The sequence below is a fragment of the Ktedonobacter sp. SOSP1-52 genome (genome assembly GCF_016587395.1).
In genome coordinates, this window is the sequence record NZ_BNJH01000002.1 from 1,613,603 (window position 1) to 1,633,831 (window position 20,229).

Genomic DNA, 20,229 nt, shown 5'->3' on the forward strand with positions numbered 1-20,229 from the left:
TGTGCGCGCTCACCTACCAGCAACCTCTCCCGCCATATCCCACAAATAGCATCTATTTTTGAGGTCATATATCTAAAGCCCGGCAGGAACGCTAGAGCCATGTTTATGATGGCTCCTGGCGTTCCTGCCGGGCTTTTTTTTTATATCGTTTAAGCTAGCGAGACGCGGGCAGGATAGGCAGGTTCATGCCCTCATCGCGGGTACGGTGTGTGCCAGCCACATCTTTGATGCCACCCTCAGGATAGACCAGCTTGGCCTCACCCTCAGGCAACAGACTCGCAACCTCTTTGAGGACTGCGTCCAGGAACTGGTCTTCAGGAACAGTTTTAATGACCTGTCCCTTGCGGAAAATGACGCCCTTGCCCTTACCACCAGCCAGGCCGACATCGGCATCGCGCGACTCACCAGGGCCGTTGACAACACAGCCCATGACGGCGACATGGATGGGGGTCTGCACCTTGGACAGACGCTTCTCTACCTCGTTGGCGACGCTAATGACGTCGATCTCAACGCGACCGCAGGAGGGGCAGGAGACAAAGGTCACGCCGCGATTGCGCAGCTCGAGCGACTTTAGAATCTCATACGCCACAGGAATCTCTTCCTCAGGCTCGGCACTCAAGCTGACGCGCATGGTATCACCAATACCGTCCGCCAGCAGAAGACCCAGGCCAACCGAGGACTTCACCGCGCCTGTGACCAGTGTACCCGCCTCGGTAATGCCCAGGTGGATAGGATAATCCGAGCGCTCCGAGAAGCGGCGGTAGGCCTCAACCGCTGTCAGAACAGTGGAGGATTTCAAAGAGACAATAATATTGTGATAATCGAGCTCTTCACACCAGCTAATATATTCCAGGGCCTTGGTGACCATGCGCTCAGCCAGGCGCTCGCGCTCAAGACGGCGAGCCTCGGCAGGATCGCTGCGCTCCAGAGTGCCATCCTCGCGCAGGCGCACCTGAATGCGCTGCATCTGGGCCTGCTTGTCCAGCGCATCAATCGAGCCGGAGTTCACGCCAATACGCATCGCAATGTCGCGCTCTTTAGCAGTCCGCACAATCTGCTCCAGGGATTCACGTCCATTGAGCAGGTTGCCTGGATTGATGCGGACCTTGTCGATCCCCTGGCGAATGGCTTCCAGTGCCAGATTAGGATTATAGTGAATGTCCGCGACCAGCGGAATCGAAATCTGCTTCTTGATCTCGCCCAGGACAACCGCATCTTCCATCTCGGGAACAGCTACGCGCACAATCTCACAGCCGACCTCTTCCAGGCGTTTGATTTGCGCGACCGTGCTTTTCACATCACGGGTATAGGTGGTGGTCATAGATTGCACAGCCACAGGCGCGCCGCCACCAACCAGAACATTGCCAACGCGAACCTGACGAGTTTTCTTAGACATAATTAGTAGTACACTCCATTATCAGCCACCCCAATGTAAGACGTCGCTTACAGTCACGACAACCATCAGAGTAAGCAAGATTGCCATACCAACAAGATTGATAAGCCCCTCGCGCTCGGGTCTGAGACGCTTCCCTCCACGAATCATCTCGATGAAGATCAGCACCACACGCCCACCATCCAGGGCAGGGAAAGGTAGAATATTGACAATTGCCAGGTTTATACTCAACATCGCTGTTAAATTCAGGATGTACCACCAGCCAACAACGGGTACCGTCTGGGCCACTTCGCCCGTAATCTTAACGATGCCAACTGGACCCGCGATCTGCGGCTGGATCGCGCCTACAATCATCTGACCAATTGTAACAATAAAGAGGCGCGTGGTCGACAGGGTTTGCTGAATACCTCTGATGGGGGCCTGCCAGAGGGGAATGCTGACATTGACTGTCTTGCCCAGGACTCCCAGGTGGCCTTTATCAGCAGGCGGATTGACCAGGGCATGAACGGTCATATGGAGCGGCTGCGGCTCGCCCTTGCGCTCCACCACCAGTTTCACATCAACGGTCTGCTGCCCCTTACTCTGCGTCGAGGCCTTATCGACAATATCTTTCACTTCCTGGAACTGGGTGACGGACTGTCCATTGACGCTGAGGATCTTGTCATCCGCGTGCAGCCCTGCCGCCGCAGCAGGCGAGCCAGCGTTCACCTGGGCAATGATGGCTGGCGTCGTTGGCTCTCCCTGTCCATAGGCAATCGTGAAGAGCACAATCGCCAGCAAGACGTTCATGATCACGCCCGCACAGAGGACAACGATGCGCTTCCCGGCAGGCTTGGCCGCAAAGCTCTCAGAGTCGTAATGACCATTCTCATCATGTGCATCGCCATCTTCGCCCGGCATACGCACAAATCCGCCAATCGGCAGCAGGTTGATAGAGTAAATGGTATTCTGCTTCGCGGAGGCATGACCCTGGCTTACTCCACCGCTTGTACCTGTCAGTGGACTCTCTAGCCCCTCCATCTGCTCGGAACGGCCGCCAAACCAGACCACTTCCCATCCACCCTGAGGGCGACGGCGAAAACCAACCAGGCGTGGTGGCAAACCAATACCGAATTCATCAACTCGAATACCCGCCCAGCGAGCAGTGATGAAGTGTCCAAATTCGTGTACAAGCACAAGCAATCCAAAAACCGGGATAGCTGCGAGTAGGTACCAGTTATTCATCTAGTATTTATCCTTTGCTCCTCAAAAATGCCTCCGGCGAGAACACACTACGATACGACGCTCCTGATTATCTAACCAGCCAGGTGTTTTTCACCCCATTCTCGCGCCGCACGGCGTGCCCATGCACAAGCCTCCAACGTCGCGTTCACATCGGGCTGGGCAATTGAGTTATGTTGCTCAAGCACTGCCTCAAGCATCTGGGCGATCCCCTGATAAGGTATCTTTCCCTCCAGGAACATCGCTACAGCCTCTTCATCCGCGCCCACCAGCGCGCAGGGGTAGGTCCCCCCTCGCTTCCCGGCCTCAAGCGCCAGGCGGAAACAGGGGAAGCGCTCCAGGTTCAATTCTTCAAAGTGCAGCGCCGAGATCGAGGGCCAGTGTAGTTCGCGAATCAAGTTTTTATCGGCAGTATCCAGGCGCTCCGGGTAAGTGAGCGCATGCATGATAGGTAGGTGCATCGTCGGCAGACTGGCCTGCATCTTAATCGAGCCATCACAGAATTCAACCATGGAGTGGATGATGCTCTCAGGCTGCACGACCACCTCGATGCGCTCGTAGGGCACATCAAAAAGCCAGTATGATTCAATGACCTCCAGGCCCTTGTTCATCAGCGTGGCGCTATCAATAGTAATCTTTGGCCCCATGCGCCAGGTGGGGTGGGCCAGGGCCTGCTCCACAGAGACGTCGCGCAACTCTTCAGGAGGTGTCGTACGAAATGGTCCACCAGATGCTGTAAGAATTAATCGACGAATCTGGTTATTTTCTTCACCATGCAAACACTGCCAGATGGCACTGTGCTCACTATCAACGGGCACAATCGAGACACCATTGCGACGCGCGGCCTCCGTGACAATATGACCTGCCATGACCAGCGTCTCTTTATTCGCCAGGGCAATGGTTTTACCAGCCTCAATCGCCGCCATCGTTGGACGCAGGCCCATCAGGCCAGAGGTCGCAGCCACCAGCACATCCGCATCCGCGTGCGTCGCAACCGCCAGTAGACCGCGCTCCCCCAGGATAACATTCGGAAAGAGCGCTCGTGCCTTCTGCTCTAGCTCTGCTGAATCGGCAAAGCAAGCAACCAGGCTAGGGCGAAACTCGCGCACCTGTTCAGCCAGTAGGTCCAGGTTACTGCGGGCCGCCAGAGCTACCACCTGGAACTGCTCTGGGAAGCAGCGCACGATATCGAGTGTCTGCCGACCAATCGAGCCTGTGCTGCCAAGTAAGGCAATACGTTTAGGATATGCGCTCATGCACTCTTACTCACGGGCCTGGAAGCCCCTCTCATCTACGCCTCTACGATAAGCGTTGCTGACACACCTCAATAATACAAACGCGAGATGAGCACACAATCTTCCAGGAGACCCGCCCTTCTCTCTCTATAATAGCGAAGAACCTATCTTCGCGCGAATTTTCATCTTTTTAGCGTGACGACTCGCGCCTGTGGCGCTCGCCTTGGAGAGGTGGTGTAGTATGTGCTGACAACCGCAGGCTGTCAGCACATACTACACCACCTCTCCAGAAATAATTTGCCCATAACATTAACTAAGCTGCAAGAGCGAGGCGAAGAGATAGACGGCAATAGCCGCAAAAAGCAGGCTATCAATGCGATCCAGGACGCCACCATGCCCAGGCACGATCTGACTACTATCCTTGACATGCATCTGTCGCTTGAACAATGACTCCGAGAGGTCCCCCAGAGTACCCGTGACGCCCACAAGCACTCCTACCAGGACCGCCAGGTACCAGGGAAGTCCCAGGGGGATGACGGTACAGAGCAGGGCCGCGATAATGGAGAAGATCAGGCCACCCAGGAATCCTTCCCAGGATTTGGCCGGGCTGATGCGAGGAGCAAGTTTATGCTTGCCAAAGAGGCGGCCAATGAAGAAAGCCGCGGAATCAAAGCCCCATACGCCAAGGAGAGCCGCCAACGTCCACCAGGCACCCCGAGGAAGCACAAGGGAGAACGTAGGAGCAAAGCGCAACCAGCCGACCTCCGTCCCACGCAACAGGAGCAGAAAACTGGTCGAGCCACCTACGTAGAGCGCTGTAGCCAGGGTCAAGGCCCAGTCCACCACTGAACCCTCAAGGTTTTTACGCGCAAACAGGCAGGGGAATGAGACCAGTAAGGTAATCCCTAAGCCGCTCTCCAGGATCAGAGATCGCTGGAGAGGGAACATCGTAGCCAGTAGCAAGAGCAGGCCCCAGCCCATGCTCAGCCATAAAATGGGGCGGTATCCAGCTTGCACTAGCATCGTGTGGAGCTCATAGATTCCCAGCACCACCAGCACCACGGTGGCCGCAAAAGCGACCCAGGAGCCAAACCAGACGACGACAAGCACAATCGGAATAAGAATAAACGCCGTCAGCAGGCGCAGGCCCACTGATGTTTTCTCTTTATTTGCTTCCTGTGGAGGAGGAGGAGTGGAGACCTCCGGCTCTCCCTTTTCATTCGCGCCTTGCAAAAAAATCCCTTCCTCTGTGGGACAAAACGCTGTCAAACGATAAGCATTTACTTCTTATGCGGAAACCAACGTCGCTCACGCGACTAGCGCTTCGCGCTCAGGTTTCCGAATAGGCACCTATAAAAACAATAGGACGGTAACAAGGACCGCCCTACATTATATACTATCAAAGCCTGCTCTGTGGCCCACCTCACCTCAGGAGAGTGAGGCAGCCCTCTCAGCACCAGAGGCGCGTTACACCGATGTCGGCAGCACGCGTCCGAACTTGCGACTGCGTTGCTGGAAGCTTTGCACAGCCTCAAGCAGATCCTCGCGCCCAAAGTCAGGCCAGAGGGTAGGCGTAGCATAATACTCGCTATACGCCGATTGCCAGATCAAGAAGTTACTGACGCGCATCTCACCAGCGGTGCGAATGACCAGGTCTGGATCGGGGAGGTCCCGTGTATATAGATAAGAGCTGATCATTTCTTCAGAGATGGTCTCGGGCTGGCGACCATCCGCGATAATCTGGCGGACCGCGTCCACCAGTTCAGCCCGACCACCATAGTTAAAGCATACGTTGAGGCCGATGCGCGTATTGTCTTTTGTCAAATCCATTGACTCGCGCACGGCCTGCTGAATGTCTGGAGCGAGATCATATAAACGACCAAGATGGCGCAAGCGCACACCATCGCGATGTAGCTTCTCTAGATCCGAGCGAATAGTCTCCCAGAAGAGGCGCATCAAACCATCGACCTCGGTCCGAGGCCGGTGCCAATTCTCGGTTGAGAACGCATACACACTAAGCATCTCAATATTTTCGTCTGCGGCGCACTCAACGACACGCCGGAGTGCGCTTACACCCGCCTTATGTCCTGCCAGGCGTGGCAGGTGGCGTCGCGTAGCCCAGCGGCCATTGCCATCCATAATGATAGCGATATGGCGCACGGGTGACTGAGACTGATCAGCTGCGACTAATTGTGGCTGCGACGAAACATTCTCTTTCCTGCGTGAGGATAAGAGATTTTGTATCTTGGTCAACGTTAGACCTCCAGAATCTCCAGTTCCTTAGTTTTGCCGACCTTATCCATCTCCTCGATGAAGCGGTCGGTGAGCTTCTGTAGCTTTTCAGTGCTACGCTTCAGCTCATCCTCGGACACTTCTTTCTTCTTTTCACGTTCACGCAATTTATCCTGAACGTCGCGGCGCACGTTACGGACGGCAACCTTGTGCTCATCGAGCTTCTTATGCAGAGACTTGACGAGGTCCTTACGGCGCTCTTCGTTCATGGGCGGAATATTCAAGCGAATAACCTGACCGTCGTTATTTGGATTAATACCCAGGTCAGACTTCTGAATCGCCTTCTCAATGTCCGCAGACATCTTCTTGTCCCAGGGCTGAATCACAATGAGGCGAGCCTCGGGAATCGAGATGGTTGCGACCTGATTGACAGGCGTTGGGGTTCCATAGTAATCGACGGTAATGCGGTCAAGCAGGGAAGCACTCGCCCGACCGGTGCGAATAGATCCCAGATCCTGCTTTAAGGCGTCAATGGCACGTTTCATGCGCCTTTCTGCATCGTCAAATAAGTCAGCAGTCATAACTTCAACCCCTTCTCAACTGAGCACTGTCTCACAGCAGTGCTTACGCGAATGTGAGTAGACAAGTGGTGCAAGCGTTGTTCAAGAATGCACACTCTCTAGACAGGTTCTTTGACGTCTTTGGAGACCAGTGTACCACATTTCTCACCGCGCATTATCGCCTCTAAAGCCCCTTCTTGCTGGAGATCAAACACGATAATTGGCATATTATTGTCTTTACACAATGAGAGTGCAGTACTATCCATTACCTTTAATCCCATATTGAGCGCCTGCATGTAGCCGATTTCATCGAACTTGCGTGCATAGCAATTCTTTACAGGATCATCGTCGTAAATGCCATCGACTTTAGTAGCTTTGAGCAATACCTGCGCGTTCAACTCCACCGCGCGCAAAGCCGCGGCAGTGTCGGTCGTAAAAAACGGATTGCCACTACCCGCAGCCAGGATTACGACGCGCCCCTTCTCCAGGTGACGCACCGCCCGGCGGCGGATAAACGGCTCCGCAACAGGAGGCATCTCAATAGCCGTCTGCACACGCGTTGCCATGCCGTGCTTTTCCATAGCATCTTGCATGATGAGCGAGTTCATAACGGTCGCTAGCATACCGACATAATCGGCGGTGGCACGATCAATGCCTGTGGCGGCTGCATCCGCACCGCGCCACATATTGCCACCACCAATAACCATCGCGACCTCTACTCCCAGGGCGTGGACGCGTTTGACCTCGGCAGCAATCCGCTGCACCGTCTGAGCATCGATACCAAAGCCCTGTCCACCCAGAGCTTCACCACTGAGCTTGAGTAGAATACGCTGATATTTTCGTTCGGCTGCCATGAGCAATTTCCTGCCTTATTCTTCACCCAGTTTGAAACGGCTGAAGCGGCGCAGGACGATGTTCTCGCCGGTATCCGCGATCACCTTGCGGATCAAATCGCCGATGGTGAGGGTCTCGTCTTTGACCCAGGTCTGCATAGTCAAGACCTGCTCTGAGAAGGCTTTCTTGAGCTTACCTGCAATCACTTCCTCTCTCTTCGCCTCGGGGACGCGTGCCATAGAGGGATCTTCCAGGATCTCTTTCTTCTTCGCCTCAACTACCTCGGCAGGCACATCCTCGTAATTGACATACTTGGGTGCCACGCCTGCAATCTGAAGTCCCAATTCACTGGCGAGCTGACGGAATGACTCGCTGCGTGCGACAAAGTCAGTGCTGCAATTGAGCTCCAGCAAGACACCAATGCTATGATTATGGTGTACATATGAGAAGACGCCGCCCTCTTTGGTCTCACGACCAGCGGCCACCATCTTCTCAGCCTTGCGGCTGCTTCTGGCCTCAAGATACTTGACGGCCTCATCCCAGCTCTTTGACTCGACTAGGGCATTCTTGCAGTCGGCAAATGTCGCGCCAGTCTCCTCGCGCAACTTCTTTACATCCGGTGCCGTGTAGTTCATGGTTGATTTCTCCTCAATTCCGTAGATGTATGATACTCAGGTGCCGTGGACGGCGCAATGACCACCGCCCTTTTTTTTTGGCACTTGGGTGCTTGACAAATGTGAAACGCGCTTTCATGAGGCGCCGCACGCCCGGCCTAGGAAAGAAGTACCTGGCCTGGAATACAGGAAAAAGCGGGCGCAGGAGGAATTGTTCGCCTCTTGCCCCCGCTTACTTGCTGCTGTGTGTTACTCTTTCGTAACCAGCTCGCCCTCAGAACCGGCGGCCGGGCTCTCGGCCTCTGAAGAAGCCTGTGGGGCTGCCTCTGGGGCTGTGGCCTGTGGGGCTTCAGCAGCGGCCTGCGGCTCCTCGGCCTGAACCTCTTCCTCGCCCGTGGTCTCGTCCTTATGCAGGGCCTCAAGCTGACGGCGACCTTCGACCGCGGCATCAGCAATCTTGGCGCACAGGAGACGAACCGCGCGAATAGCGTCGTCGTTTGCAGGGATGGGATAATCCATCTCGTCGGGATCGCAGTTGGTATCGGCAAGCGCGATAATAGGAATCTCCAGGCGCAGGGCCTCAAGCACCGCGGTGCGCTCTTTACGTGTGTCGATGATGAAGAGTGCACTGGGGAGCGACCTCATGTCTTTGATACCGCCCAGGATGCGCTCCAGGCGCGCAATGTCGTCCTGCAAGCGCTGGACTTCTTTCTTGGGCAGGCGCTCGAACTCGCCACTGTCACGGCGGCGCTCCAGGTCGCGCAGGTATTTAATGCGCAACTGAATGGTCTGGAAGTTGGTGAGCATACCACCCAGCCAGCGCTGGTTGACATAGAACATACCACAGCGCTTGGCCTCCTCAGCCACGGCCTCCTGCGCCTGCTTCTTCGTACCCACAAAGAGCAAGGTACCGCCGCTAGCGGCGAGCTGCTCGACAAACTTGTAGGCCTCGTTCAAGCGCGTCACGGTCTGCTGGAGATCGATGATATGAATGCCGTTGCGGTCCATGAAGATGAACTGCTGCATCTTCGGGTTCCAGCGCCGCGTCTGATGTCCAAAGTGGACGCCTGCCTCAAGAAGTTGCTTCATTGAGATAATATTAGCCACGATACAAATCCTCCCTTTGACCTCCGCTCGCGACTCTTACTTGACAGCAGGGCCCCCCCGGTACTACCACTACCAAGCTGTTTAATCAAGCTGATGGACCCCAGGGCGTGCCTGGTCGCAGAGCGTGCGTAGTCTGTTGTAATATGTTGTGATACTATACACAATCAATCGTGCGTAAACACAACTTGTGCAGGAACATACCGGATCCTGCCAGTTGAGAAGTATAGCATAGTGAGACTACGGACGCAAGAAATTTGCCAAGCAGAGCAGGGCAATCGCATCTAAATAAGCTCAGCAACAATAAAGGAAAGGAAGAGGAGGTGATAAAATAAGCCAAAAAAGCGGGAGGCTATGAGATGGAGGAGAATGGCCGACGAGATCTTGAACGTCTGTTTGCGCAAGTAGAAGACCCTCGGGTGGAGCGAACCAAACTGCATCGATTACGGGATATCATCATCCTGGCGATCTGTGGAGTCTTATGTGGAGCAGAAGGCTGGGTTGAGATCGAGGAATTTGGGAACGCCAAAAAGGCCTTTTTTACGGATTTGCTCGACTTGCCCAATGGGATCCCGTCTCACGATACGTTCGGGCGTGTGTTTGCGCTCATTGATCCCAAACAGTTTGAAGCCAGCTTCATCCGATGGGTGCAAGGGATCAGCCAAACAGTCAACGGAGTGATCGCGATTGATGGCAAAACGCTGCGCCGCTCGCATGATCAGGCAGGAGGCAAAAAAGCGCTGCATCTGGTCAGTGCCTGGGCGGTCGAAAATCGTCTGGTGTTGGCTCAACTCGCGACGGAAGGGAAGTCCAACGAGATTACCGCCATCCCGCTGCTCTTAGAGCAACTGGCGCTCAAAGGCTGCATTGTGACCATTGATGCGATGGGGACGCAAACGAAGATTGCCGAGCGGATTATTGAGCAAGACGGCGACTACGCCCTGGCTCTCAAAGACAATCACGGGAACCTCTTTGACGAGGTGAAAGCGACGTTTGCTCTCGCGGAAAAAGACGGCTTTGCCAGCCCGTACTGGGAGTTGGATCGACAGGTGGAGAAAGGTCACGGTCGATTGGAAATTCGCGAACATTGGACCCTGAGTGATCCGGAAATCCTGGCGTATCTCGACCCGCAACACCAGTGGAAAGGCTTGCGAGGCATTGGGGTCGTTCGGGCGCAACGGCGCATGAAACAGAAGACCACAAAAGAAACGCGCTACTTCTTGCTCAGTTTTTCGTCAGTCAACACCTTTGCCACTGCGGTCAGAAGCCACTGGGGCATTGAAAACAGCCTGCATTGGGTCCTCGATATCGCCTTTCGGGAAGATGAATCGCGCGTCAGGCTCGGTCATGCCGACGAAAATCTCGCGGTACTCCGCCATATCAGCTTGAATTTGTTGCGTCAGGAACGCTCTTCCCGTGTTGGCATCCATGCCAAACGTCTCAAATCCGGATGGGACAATCAGTATCTTTTGCGCGTTCTGGATGGGGTTAACTAGATGCGATTGCCCTGCCAAGCAGAGCCGTTCTTCCCTTTTTTCGCAATCTCAGAAAACACAATAGCCTCATTGGCTACTATCTTCCCCAAAAACGCTAAAATAGAGTATACTTGAGTAGGATAAAATAGTGGTGGTGCAAAGAGTGGAGGAGGAGTATGCAAGGTAAAACGCGTTTAGCGCGCGTCCATCTTGTCGCCTGCCTTTCGACTCCCAGCCCGCTCTGGATATCACGGCAACGCCTCCCGACCCCCAGCCCAACACCTATACTGTTTCTCCCCCGGAGGAAAAAATATATGCCTCGACGCATTCATCTCGTGCGTGTAAGGCAACGCCTCAAATAATACTGTCTGTTTCTTGAAACAGGAAGTATAGTATAGTGTATACCCATACACATTTATAGCTAAAAAGCTAGAATAACGCAGCTAAGATTGTTTACAGGGGTAGTTGAAGTAGAAAGGGATTTTAAGCACATGGTAAAGATCCTCATTGTTGATGATCATTCGCTTATGAGACGCGCGGTCCGCGAAGTCCTCGAAAAGGAGGCCGACTTCAATGTGGTGGCCGAGGCCAGCACGGGGCAAGAGGCCGAGGCACAGGCTCAACAGACGCAGCCAGACGTTATCTTAATGGATATGGATATGCCTGACTGCAATGGCTTTGATGCAACTGAGCGCGTCCTGGCACACTCACCACATTCGCGTGTCATCATCTTTACTGCCGCGCATGAAGATGTACACGTCTTTCGCGCCCTCCAGCGCGGAGCAATGGGCTACATCACTAAAGATATAGAGCCCGATGCGCTCATCCACGCGGTACGCTGCGCCGCTCGCAACGATCTCTGCATTCCAGGGGCCCTCGCCAGCCAGGTCCTGGCCTATATTCGCAATATCTGGCGAACACAGGAACAGTTTTATACCACGCGCTTCTCACCCGAAGCCATAGCCTATCGTACACCACGCCGGGTTCGACGAGCCGCTAAAGTGCAGGCACTCCACGAGAACGCAACTAGCGAGCTACTCAATCGCACCACTGGAGAGCTGGAGGAACAGGTTGAAGTAGATGAGAAAGCTGATGAGGAGGCCGATGAGGAGGCCGCAAAGGGTGACAAGCCCAGGCGCCGGCCACGCCCCCTGACCGGGCGCGAGCGTGAGATCCTCGACCTGATGCGCCTGGGTCGCAAGAACCGCGAGATCGCCAAAGAGCTCTGTATCGCCGAATCGACGGTCCATAAGCATGTGCAGAACATCTTTGAGAAGCTTCGCGCTCGCAATCGGACCGAGGCCATCTACTTCACGAGCATGGGTGGACAGTTTATGGGCGAACAGCTTTTACCTGAACAACGCCTGCCGGGCCAGCTTGTGCCCACCACGCCCTTGCCGGAAATCGATCCGCATCATCCCGACTTCGCCAGGTTGGTTGAAGGAAATGAAGAGAAGGTTAGCGAGCGTCGCGGCTCCAACACTACGCATGTAGTCAGGAACCCCATGCCTGAAAGGGCAGAGGCTTGTACTTGGGGGTGATTTCTGCCCGTCTGGTGCAAGCCTGGACCTGACCAGACTCAGCCAGCACTCTTTGGAGTGATCGGGCTATGATAGAGGGAAGTGTTCAAGTTCCTACCTACAGGTGCGTGCCAGCTTGTAGCTCTAGAATTCCTGGGTTAAACATCTGTAACGGGGTGAAGGAAGTGCTCAGGAAAAAGTACCGCCCTCTATCCTTGTCGAGGCAAACATTACCCGCGCAAGCGGTGGGGTTTAGCCATTCCCACTTTTTTCAAAAACGGCTCCCCTTGCGGGGCAAAATGAACAAAGGAAGAAGGAGGAGTGCGCTATGCTCTTCCCCATGTCTCAAGCCAGGGTCTCGCATGACACAATTGGATGATGGTACAATAGCACTTGTTACACCATCTTTCTTTGTAAAGGAATGTACGTGCCACTGTGCGAGAGAAACAAGCGCTGAACCAGCAACGTCCTGTATCACACAAACAGACAGGCACAAAGGATGCCTTCCTGGCTCACAGTGAACTCTTCCGCCACTTACCCGCGGACGACCTTAACGCCCTGCACCAGCGTACAACCGAGACGTCATACCCATCCGGTTATGTCTTCTATCGGCCCGGCGATGCTGGCAGCGCCTTGTTTCTCTTGAAGCAAGGCGCCGTTCACCTCTATCATCTCTCGCCCGATGGGCGGAAACTGATTATGGCAACTCTCCAACCTGGAGCATGCTTTGGTGAAACGCTCCTGCTGGGGCAGGGACAGCAGCGCCACTTCGCGGAGGCCGTCTCCCCCACTCGCGTGTATAGCATCTCCAGGCACGATATCGAACACCTGGCAGGCCAGCGACCCGGCGTGGCCCTCGCTCTCTTCTATAGCGTTGAGCAGCGCCTTCACCAGGTCGAGACACAACTGATTAATACCACCTTCAAAAGCACCCTCGCACGCCTGGCGACCCTCCTGCTACAACTGGCGCACGCCCAGGCACGTGAGCAGGGTCAACTGGTGGTGACGGGTCTGACTCACGAAGAGCTGGCCGAACACCTGGGTGTTTACCGGGAAACGGTCAGCGCGACCCTACGCGAGCTTAAAGACCTTGGCACAATCGAGCCTGGACGACGCCATATTCTGATCACCTCGCCTCACCTGCTAGCCACGCTCGCCAACCCCGAACTCGGTACAGGAAGGAGTGCGCCATGAACACAATGCCCATTATTGAAGCCCAGCATGTCAAAAAAACGTATCGCCTTGGACAGCAGCGCATCGAGGCTCTAGGAGATATTAACCTCTCAGTCGCACGTGGGGAGATGGTCGCCATTATGGGGCAGAGTGGGAGTGGCAAGACCACTCTCCTTAACTGCCTCTCGGGGCTTGATACCATCGATGAAGGCGAGATCGCGATCGCGGGACAGAACCTACGCGACCTGAGCGATAACGCGCGCACATCGTTTCGCGCACGCCACATGGGCTTCATTTTTCAGGACTTTAACCTCCTCCCCGTGCTGAGCGCCGTGGAAAACGTTGAGTTGCCCCTGCTGGTCGCCAGGGTGCCCGCCCGCCAGGCGCGTAAGCGCGCCCTGGAGATGCTTGAGCTGGTCGGCCTGGGACAGCGCGCTTTACATCGACCCGCGGAACTCTCTGGTGGCCAGCGCCAGCGTGTCACCATCGCCCGCGCCCTGACCAATAATCCCGCCATTGTCTGGGCCGATGAACCCACCGGCAACCTTGACAGCGAGACCGCTCAGGAGATCCTTCAGTTACTCGTCACTCTCAATCAGACGCAGCAGCAGACCTTCGTCCTGGTTACCCATGCTCAGGAGATTGGGGCCATGGCAGATCACCTCATCAACATGCGCGACGGGCACATTGTAAGAGAAAAATAGTGTGTTGCGTCGTGGCAACCTGAGGCTGCACGACGCAACACACTATTTTTCTCTATCGATATTGTTTTTAGGTTTCTATTAGGCCAGGGTATGCTGCTGGGTCCCCAGCATCTCGCGTACAACCTCTTTCAGGTGCGCAGAGGAGAGACCATAAAGCTCCTTCAAGATCGTCGGCGCGCCATGCTCCACATATTTATCGGGGAGAGCGATCAATCGCGTCTCGATATCGCGCAACAGCCCATGCTGCTCAAACAGCTCCAGTACGGCACTGCCAAAGCCACCAGCCAGCACATGATCTTCAATGGTGACGATGCGGCGCGTCGTTTTCGCCAGGTGCAAGAACAACTCTTCGTCCAGCGGCTTAGCCCAGCGCGCATTGACTATGGTTGCCTTAATGCCTTCCTGCGCCAGTTCTTTGGCCGCGATCTCCGCCTGGGCCACCGTTGAGCCATAGGCTAGAATCGCGCAATCGGTGCGCTCCGCCTCCTCTAATGTCGCGGGACTGAGTAGCTCAGCTTTACCGACCTTCAACATGTGAAGTTCGTCGCTCATCTCGATACCCAGCGCCTTGCCACGAGGATAGCGCAAGGCGACCGGGCCATCCAGGTACACGGCGGTATAGAGCATATGGCGCAGTTCTTCTTCATCCTTGGGCGCCATGACCTTCATATGGGGAAGAATACGCATAAAGGCGGTATCAAAGACACCATGCTGTGTCTGGCCATCCTCGCCCACGATTCCGGCGCGATCCATGGCGAAGACGACATGCAGATCCTGCACACAGACATCATGCATGACCTGATCGAAGGCGCGCTGCATAAAGGTGGAGTAGATCGCGATCACGGGTTTAATACCCAGCGTCGCCATACCGGCGGCAAAGGTCACTGCATGCTGCTCGGCAATGCCCACGTCAAAGTAGCGCTCGGGGAAACGCTGGTGCATCTTCTTCAGGCCCGTGCCCTCAGCCATGGCAGCGGTAATACCAACCACTGAGGGGTCTTTCTCCGCGATCTCAACCAGAGTGTTGGCAAAGACTTCGGTGTAGGTCGGAGGATCACCGGCGTTCTTTTTGATGATGCCAGTCTTGTAATCATAGGCGCCCGGACCATGCCACTTGGTAGAATCGCTCTCAGCGACCTCCCAGCCCTTGCCCTTCTTCGTTACCACCTGGACCATCACCGGTCCCTCGATATGCTTCACATTCTCGAATACATCGAGCATGCCGGGGATATCATGTCCATCAAAGGGGCCAAAGAACTTGATACCCAATTCTTCGAAGATCGCGCCACTCTTGCTATGCATCACAAATTGCTTAAAGCTGGTCTCAGCTCGCCCCGCAGCCTCGCGTGCCTTGTCGCCCAACACAGGGAAACGCTCGATTGAGCCCTTCGCCATGTCGCGCAAGCGCTGATAGCTGGGAGTCGTCTGGACCTTGCGCACCTGGCTAAGATATTGATGTAGCGCGCCTACATTGTCGGAGATAGATTTATCATTATCGTTTAGAACAATGATCAGGTTTTTCTTCATGCTGCCAGCGTTATTGATGGCTTCCAGGGCCATACCACCAGTCAGCGCACCATCACCGATAATCGCAACGACCTTGGTATCTTCACCTTTCAGATCGCGCGCAGCCGCCATACCCAGGGCCGCAGAGATTGAGGTGCTGGCATGGCTGGCACCAAAGGTATCATAGGGACTTTCATCACGGCGCAGATAACCAGAGAGACCACCAAACTGGCGAATGGTATGGAAGCGCTCGCGGCGCCCGGTCAAGAGCTTATGGACATAGGCCTGGTGCCCGATATCCCAGACAAGAAGATCATTTGGCGTATTAAATACGCGATGCAAGGCCATTGTCAGCTCGACCACCCCCAGATTTGGCGCGATATGTCCACCCCGCACGGAGACCTTCTCAATAATCTCCTTCCGTATCTCCCCCGCCAGTTGTTCCATTTGCGGAACCGTGAGGGTGCGCAGTTGTTCTGGGCTATCAATGGTATCAAGTATGCTGGTCAAAGGTTTCCTCCCACTATTGTTGCACCGATCTCTCTTGCCGGGGCAAAACACAAACAGCCGGACATCCTCGGTGATATCCCTATTATTTTACTTTTCGATCTACTATATATGATGATGCAGATAAACGACAGAATGGGCCTACTTTGTTAGGTGCTCTCCGTTATGCTTTCAATATTATAGGATTGTCGGCTTCTTTCTCGCAAACCTTTGACCCAAAAAATTCATGCACTTAGGGTCTTGACAAGGCTTAAAACAGCTCCGCACGCGGCTTCAAGCCCTCTCAAACCTCCCTTGACAGCCTGGCACTTTCTTTTTATTATGACACATGAGGGACTACTTTGAGCACGGAACATCGTTCACTTGCTCTAAAGCTCGTATCAGCTCATCTTTCTTTTTCAGCGTAAGTTACCCATTGCTTCATTATAAACACAGCAGTAAACGCACACGCTACAGCGTGCAATGAAAGGAGGGGCGGCTCTCGCGCGTTGATTGGACCCCAGGGATGATGGACCTGTACACGCAACAAACGCGAGACCGCGCAACCCATGTCGAAAAAAGATAACGAGAAAGACTCAGAGAGGCCACATTACTATTCCCAGTTCTGGCTGGATGTCGCAGCCGGGCGCAGAATCATCGGCGCTCCCAAGGAAGAGGGCGAGAGCGAGGGCGAGAATGAGGCGCCTATTGCGCCTGCTCCGATTCGCAGAGCTTCTCGCGTACAGGAAAACATTCAAGAAGAGATCGTTCATCCCTCGGCAACCCTCGATCAGGAAGAGGTAGCTGAAGAGGAAGTAGGCGATTTCGCTAGCAACGAGCTAGAAGAAGTTGTAGACGCGGACCTTCCCGACGTTGACATCGCTGAAGACGAAGAGTACAGCGAGGAAGAAGAAGAGGAAGAAGAAGAAGATCTCTACGACTCAGCAGAGGAAGAGGAAGAAGAAGAAGAAGGTGCGGAATGGGGCGCACGCGGACGCAAGAAGGCCAAGCCTACTCGTGCCGTCAAACCCGCCAAGAAGCCACGCCGGGACACTCGCCGGGGTTTCTAGCACGTTAAAAGTGAAGCAGGTCGCCTCTCGCGAGAGGCGACCTGCTTCACTTTTAACGTGCTAGAAAGCACATCGCACGCCTGAACGCTCCTGTGCTAAGGATAGATGCCTCGCACCTGAGTTGCCTCCGCCACACGCGCAATTGCCAGCATATTCGCCGCCAGGCGCATATCACAGTGATATTCATCAGCGGTCCGCGCAACCGCATCAAAGGCTTTATTGATGATGACTTCAAGCCTGCGGGTAATTTCCTCGACCCCCCAGAAAAAGCTTTGAATGTCCTGTACCCACTCAAAGTAACTCACCGTGACGCCACCTGCATTGGCCAGGATATCAGGAACTAATAATATCCCCTTCTGGAAAAGGATTGCATCGGCTTCAGGGGTTGTCGGGCCATTGGCAGCCTCGGTAATAATCTGGGCTTGAATGCGCCCGGCATTCTGGGCATGAATCACACCTTCAATCGCGGCGGGGATAAGCACATCGCATGGCACCTCCAGCGTCTCCTCAGGTGTCACGACCTGCCCAAGGGAATAACTGGCAACCGAGCCATGCTCTTGCTTGTGGCGCAGCACCGCTGCAGGGTCCAGGCCATCCTCGTTGTAGATGCCACCACGACTATCACAGACCGCAACCACCTTACAGCCCTCGTTATGGAAGAGGCGTGCGGCAATCGCCCCCGCATTGCCAAAGCCCTGGATGCTCACTCGTGCCCCCTTCAAGGGCATGCCCAGGCGCTGGGCAGCGCGCCTGCTCACGAATAAGACGCCTGTGGCAGTCGCCTCGTTGCGCCCCTCGCTACCACCAATCGAGAGTGGCTTGCCCGTTACCACCGCTGGAATGGAGAAGCCCGCGTGCATAGAGTAAGTATCCATCATCCAGGCCATAATCTGGGAATTGGTGTTGATATCGGGGGCGGGAATATCGCTATGAGGACCAATGATAATCGAGATCTCGGTGGTGTAGCGACGCGTCAGGCGCTCAAGTTCGGCGGGGGTCATACGCCGGGGATTACAGATCACCCCGCCCTTCGCTCCGCCGTAGGGGATGCCGACCACGGCACACTTCCAGGTCATCCACATAGCCAGCGCTTTAACCTCGTCAAGCGTCACCTGGGGGCTATAGCGAATACCGCCCTTGGCCGGGCCACGATTAACATTATGCTGGACACGATAGCCAGTAAATGTCTTGATGGCCCCATCGTCCAGGCGTACCGGAAAATGGACGGTCAACTCACGCTTCGGCTGACGCAAGATCTCGCGCATATCTTCGGAGAGTTGCAGCCGTTCGGCGGCCAGCTCAAACTGCTGGACCGCCATCTCATAGGGATTGAAAGAGAAAGACCTGACCTCATCGTCCATGTCTTACGCTGCTCCTTCTTTAGCGCGCAAGCAGCCTTTCTGACTCGCGGGTCTGACGCGGGAGACCGCTCGCGTGCAAACTATCCTTGCAGGCTCTCTAATTTAGCCTTCAATACAGACTGTACCATATCGGCCTTGGCCTGACCACGTGTCTGTTTCATCACCTGGCCCACCAGGGCTTGCATGGCATTCATCTTGCCACCCAGATAGTCATTGACGATCTTCTGGTTTTTGGCAATGATATCGTTAATGATAGGCTCAAGGGCGCTGGCATCGGTAATAGGTGGCTTAAAGCCCTTCTTCTCGACCACTTTCGCTGGCATCTCGCCGGTCGCAAAGGACTCATCCAGAACCTCTTTGGCCTGCTTGCCTGTGATGCGCTCGGCATCGAGCAGATCGAGCAGGTTGGCAACAGCCTCGGGCGAGAGGGGCGACTCTTGAACCGGGATGGATTTCGCCTTCAGCAGACGCACCACTTCGCTTAAGATCCAGTTGCTGGCGGATTTGGCACGTCCCTTTGTATCCTTCACTTTTGACACGCTTAGCACACGCTCAAAGTAATCGCCGAGTGCTTTATCCTCGGTCATGACATTCGCCTCTTGCTCAGAGAGGCCATAGTCTGAGGCATAACGCGCACGACGTGCATCTGGTAGTTCGGGCAGGCTGGCCTGAATCTCCTCAACGTACTTACGGCTAATGACCAGGGGTGGCAGGTCTGGCTCAGGGAAGTAGCGATAATCGTTGGCATGCTCTTTGACGCGCTGGGTTACTGTGACACCACGCGCCTCGTCCCAGCCACGGGTCTCCTGGCGAATATTGCCGCCCTCGCGCAGGACGGCGATCTGGCGCTTCGCCTCGTATTCCAGCGCGCGCTCGACCGAGCGGAAACTGTTCATATTCTTGATCTCGGTCTTAGTGCCCAGCTTCTCCTGGCCACGTGGGCGTACCGACACGTTAGCGTCGCAACGCAGGCTGCCCTCTTCCATACGTCCGGACGAAACCCCCAGGTAGACCAGCGTCTCGCGCAACTTCTGCATATAGAGGCGCGCCTCCTCAGGAGTGCGCATATCCGGCTCACTGACGATCTCCATCAGTGCCGTCCCCGCGCGGTTGACGTCGATCAAGCTATAGCCCTCTCGGTGCTGCAACTTGGCGGTATCCTCCTCCAAGTGTACGCGCGTGATGCCGATACGCCGACTCTGCCCGCCGACCTCGACCGTCAAATAGCCATCGCGGCTCAAAGGAATATCGTACTGTGAGATTTGATAGCCCTTCATCAAATCGGGATAGGGATAGCTCTTGCGGTCAAACTTGGAGTACTCGGGAATCGAGCAATGCAGAGCAAGCGCCGTCATAATGGTATACTTTACGGCCTCTTCGTTGATGACGGGCAATACACCAGGCATGCCCATACACACGGGGCAAACATGGGTGTTGGGAGCTTCATTAGCATAGCCAGTGCTACATGAGCAGAACATCTTACTCTTTGTGAGCAGTTGAGAATGGACCTCCAGGCCAATCACGACCTCGAAATCCGTATCGATGGGAGTAGAAGCAGTTGTAGTCATACAGCCAACCCTTACCTTCTCTTTATCTTCTTCGCCTTCTATGACTCTTCAGATACCACTCGCGCCTGCGGCGCTCACCCGAGATGGTAGTGTGGTGTTCCCTGGCGGCAGCAGACCGCCAGGGAACACCACACTACCATCTCGAAATACTGTGCCTATAGTGTTAGCTCACG

17 protein-coding genes are annotated in these 20,229 nt (G+C 54.9%); 5 read left to right on the forward strand and 12 right to left on the reverse strand.

Annotated elements, in window-relative coordinates:
* Window positions 1–154 precede the first annotated feature (154 nt).
* The 9 genes from ispG to rpsB all read right to left on the reverse strand — a co-directional run bounded on the left by ispG (window position 155) and on the right by rpsB (window position 9,178).
* A complete protein-coding gene (gene ispG / locus JMJ16_RS22440; protein WP_201385169.1) occupies window positions 155–1,396 on the reverse strand; it encodes a flavodoxin-dependent (E)-4-hydroxy-3-methylbut-2-enyl-diphosphate synthase in 1,242 nt (413 codons plus the stop codon).
* A gap of 21 nt (window positions 1,397–1,417) precedes the next feature.
* Window positions 1,418–2,617: an RIP metalloprotease gene (locus JMJ16_RS22445; protein ID WP_201385171.1), complete on the reverse strand. Its 1,200-nt coding sequence runs from the start codon at window positions 2,615–2,617 to the stop codon at window positions 1,418–1,420.
* A gap of 71 nt (window positions 2,618–2,688) precedes the next feature.
* Entirely contained in the window at window positions 2,689–3,870 is a 1,182-nt protein-coding gene (locus tag JMJ16_RS22450) for a 1-deoxy-D-xylulose-5-phosphate reductoisomerase (protein WP_201385173.1), read from the reverse strand.
* Between the two features lie 288 nt (window positions 3,871–4,158).
* Window positions 4,159–5,082 (reverse strand): phosphatidate cytidylyltransferase, encoded by a 924-nt coding sequence (locus tag JMJ16_RS22455; RefSeq protein WP_201385175.1) that lies wholly within the window; start codon window positions 5,080–5,082, stop codon window positions 4,159–4,161.
* Between the two features lie 234 nt (window positions 5,083–5,316).
* The gene (gene uppS, locus JMJ16_RS22460; protein WP_201385177.1) at window positions 5,317–6,102 is read right to left on the reverse strand and encodes a polyprenyl diphosphate synthase; all 786 of its coding nucleotides are present in this window, start codon (window positions 6,100–6,102) and stop codon (window positions 5,317–5,319) included.
* 2 nt (window positions 6,103–6,104) lie between these two features.
* Complete coding sequence (gene frr, locus JMJ16_RS22465) at window positions 6,105–6,662, reverse strand: ribosome recycling factor (protein WP_201369189.1); 558 nt, start codon at window positions 6,660–6,662, stop codon at window positions 6,105–6,107.
* Between the two features lie 98 nt (window positions 6,663–6,760).
* Window positions 6,761–7,495, reverse strand: coding sequence for a UMP kinase (pyrH, locus tag JMJ16_RS22470; protein ID WP_201385179.1), 735 nt, complete (start codon window positions 7,493–7,495; stop codon window positions 6,761–6,763).
* A 15-nt stretch (window positions 7,496–7,510) separates the two neighbouring features.
* Entirely contained in the window at window positions 7,511–8,110 is a 600-nt protein-coding gene (gene tsf, locus JMJ16_RS22475; RefSeq protein ID WP_201385181.1) for a hypothetical protein, read from the reverse strand.
* 228 nt (window positions 8,111–8,338) lie between these two features.
* The gene (gene rpsB, locus JMJ16_RS22480; protein ID WP_201386171.1) at window positions 8,339–9,178 is read right to left on the reverse strand and encodes a 30S ribosomal protein S2; all 840 of its coding nucleotides are present in this window, start codon (window positions 9,176–9,178) and stop codon (window positions 8,339–8,341) included.
* Between the two features lie 374 nt (window positions 9,179–9,552).
* On the opposite strand from rpsB, the gene JMJ16_RS22485 reads away from it, so the two are divergent.
* The 4 genes from JMJ16_RS22485 to JMJ16_RS22500 all read left to right on the forward strand — a co-directional run bounded on the left by JMJ16_RS22485 (window position 9,553) and on the right by JMJ16_RS22500 (window position 14,065).
* A complete protein-coding gene (locus JMJ16_RS22485) occupies window positions 9,553–10,689 on the forward strand; it encodes an ISAs1 family transposase (RefSeq protein WP_201385183.1) in 1,137 nt (378 codons plus the stop codon).
* 470 nt (window positions 10,690–11,159) lie between these two features.
* Window positions 11,160–12,209, forward strand: a complete 1,050-nt coding sequence (locus JMJ16_RS22490) for a response regulator transcription factor (RefSeq protein WP_201385185.1) — start codon at window positions 11,160–11,162, stop codon at window positions 12,207–12,209.
* Between the two features lie 414 nt (window positions 12,210–12,623).
* Window positions 12,624–13,382, forward strand: a complete 759-nt coding sequence (locus tag JMJ16_RS22495; RefSeq protein WP_201385187.1) for a Crp/Fnr family transcriptional regulator — start codon at window positions 12,624–12,626, stop codon at window positions 13,380–13,382.
* Complete coding sequence (locus JMJ16_RS22500; protein WP_201385189.1) at window positions 13,379–14,065, forward strand: ABC transporter ATP-binding protein; 687 nt, start codon at window positions 13,379–13,381, stop codon at window positions 14,063–14,065. Before JMJ16_RS22495 ends, JMJ16_RS22500 begins: the two co-directional genes overlap by 4 nt.
* Window positions 14,066–14,143: 78 nt before the next feature.
* Here the strand turns inward: JMJ16_RS22500 and dxs are convergent, their stop codons facing one another.
* Window positions 14,144–16,081: a 1-deoxy-D-xylulose-5-phosphate synthase gene (gene dxs / locus JMJ16_RS22505; protein WP_201385191.1), complete on the reverse strand. Its 1,938-nt coding sequence runs from the start codon at window positions 16,079–16,081 to the stop codon at window positions 14,144–14,146.
* A gap of 545 nt (window positions 16,082–16,626) precedes the next feature.
* Here dxs and JMJ16_RS22510 point away from each other — a divergent pair.
* Window positions 16,627–17,127, forward strand: coding sequence for a hypothetical protein (locus JMJ16_RS22510; RefSeq protein ID WP_201385193.1), 501 nt, complete (start codon window positions 16,627–16,629; stop codon window positions 17,125–17,127).
* Window positions 17,128–17,222: 95 nt separating this feature from the next.
* On the opposite strand, the gene JMJ16_RS22515 is transcribed toward JMJ16_RS22510, so the two are convergent.
* Both JMJ16_RS22515 and gatB read right to left on the reverse strand, forming a co-directional pair.
* Window positions 17,223–18,488 carry a Glu/Leu/Phe/Val dehydrogenase gene (locus JMJ16_RS22515; RefSeq protein ID WP_201383617.1) on the reverse strand — a complete coding sequence of 422 codons (1,266 nt, stop codon included), beginning with the start codon at window positions 18,486–18,488 and terminating at the stop codon, window positions 17,223–17,225.
* Between the two features lie 80 nt (window positions 18,489–18,568).
* Window positions 18,569–20,056 carry an Asp-tRNA(Asn)/Glu-tRNA(Gln) amidotransferase subunit GatB gene (gene gatB / locus JMJ16_RS22520; protein ID WP_201385195.1) on the reverse strand — a complete coding sequence of 496 codons (1,488 nt, stop codon included), beginning with the start codon at window positions 20,054–20,056 and terminating at the stop codon, window positions 18,569–18,571.
* Between the last annotated feature and the right edge of the window lie 173 nt (window positions 20,057–20,229).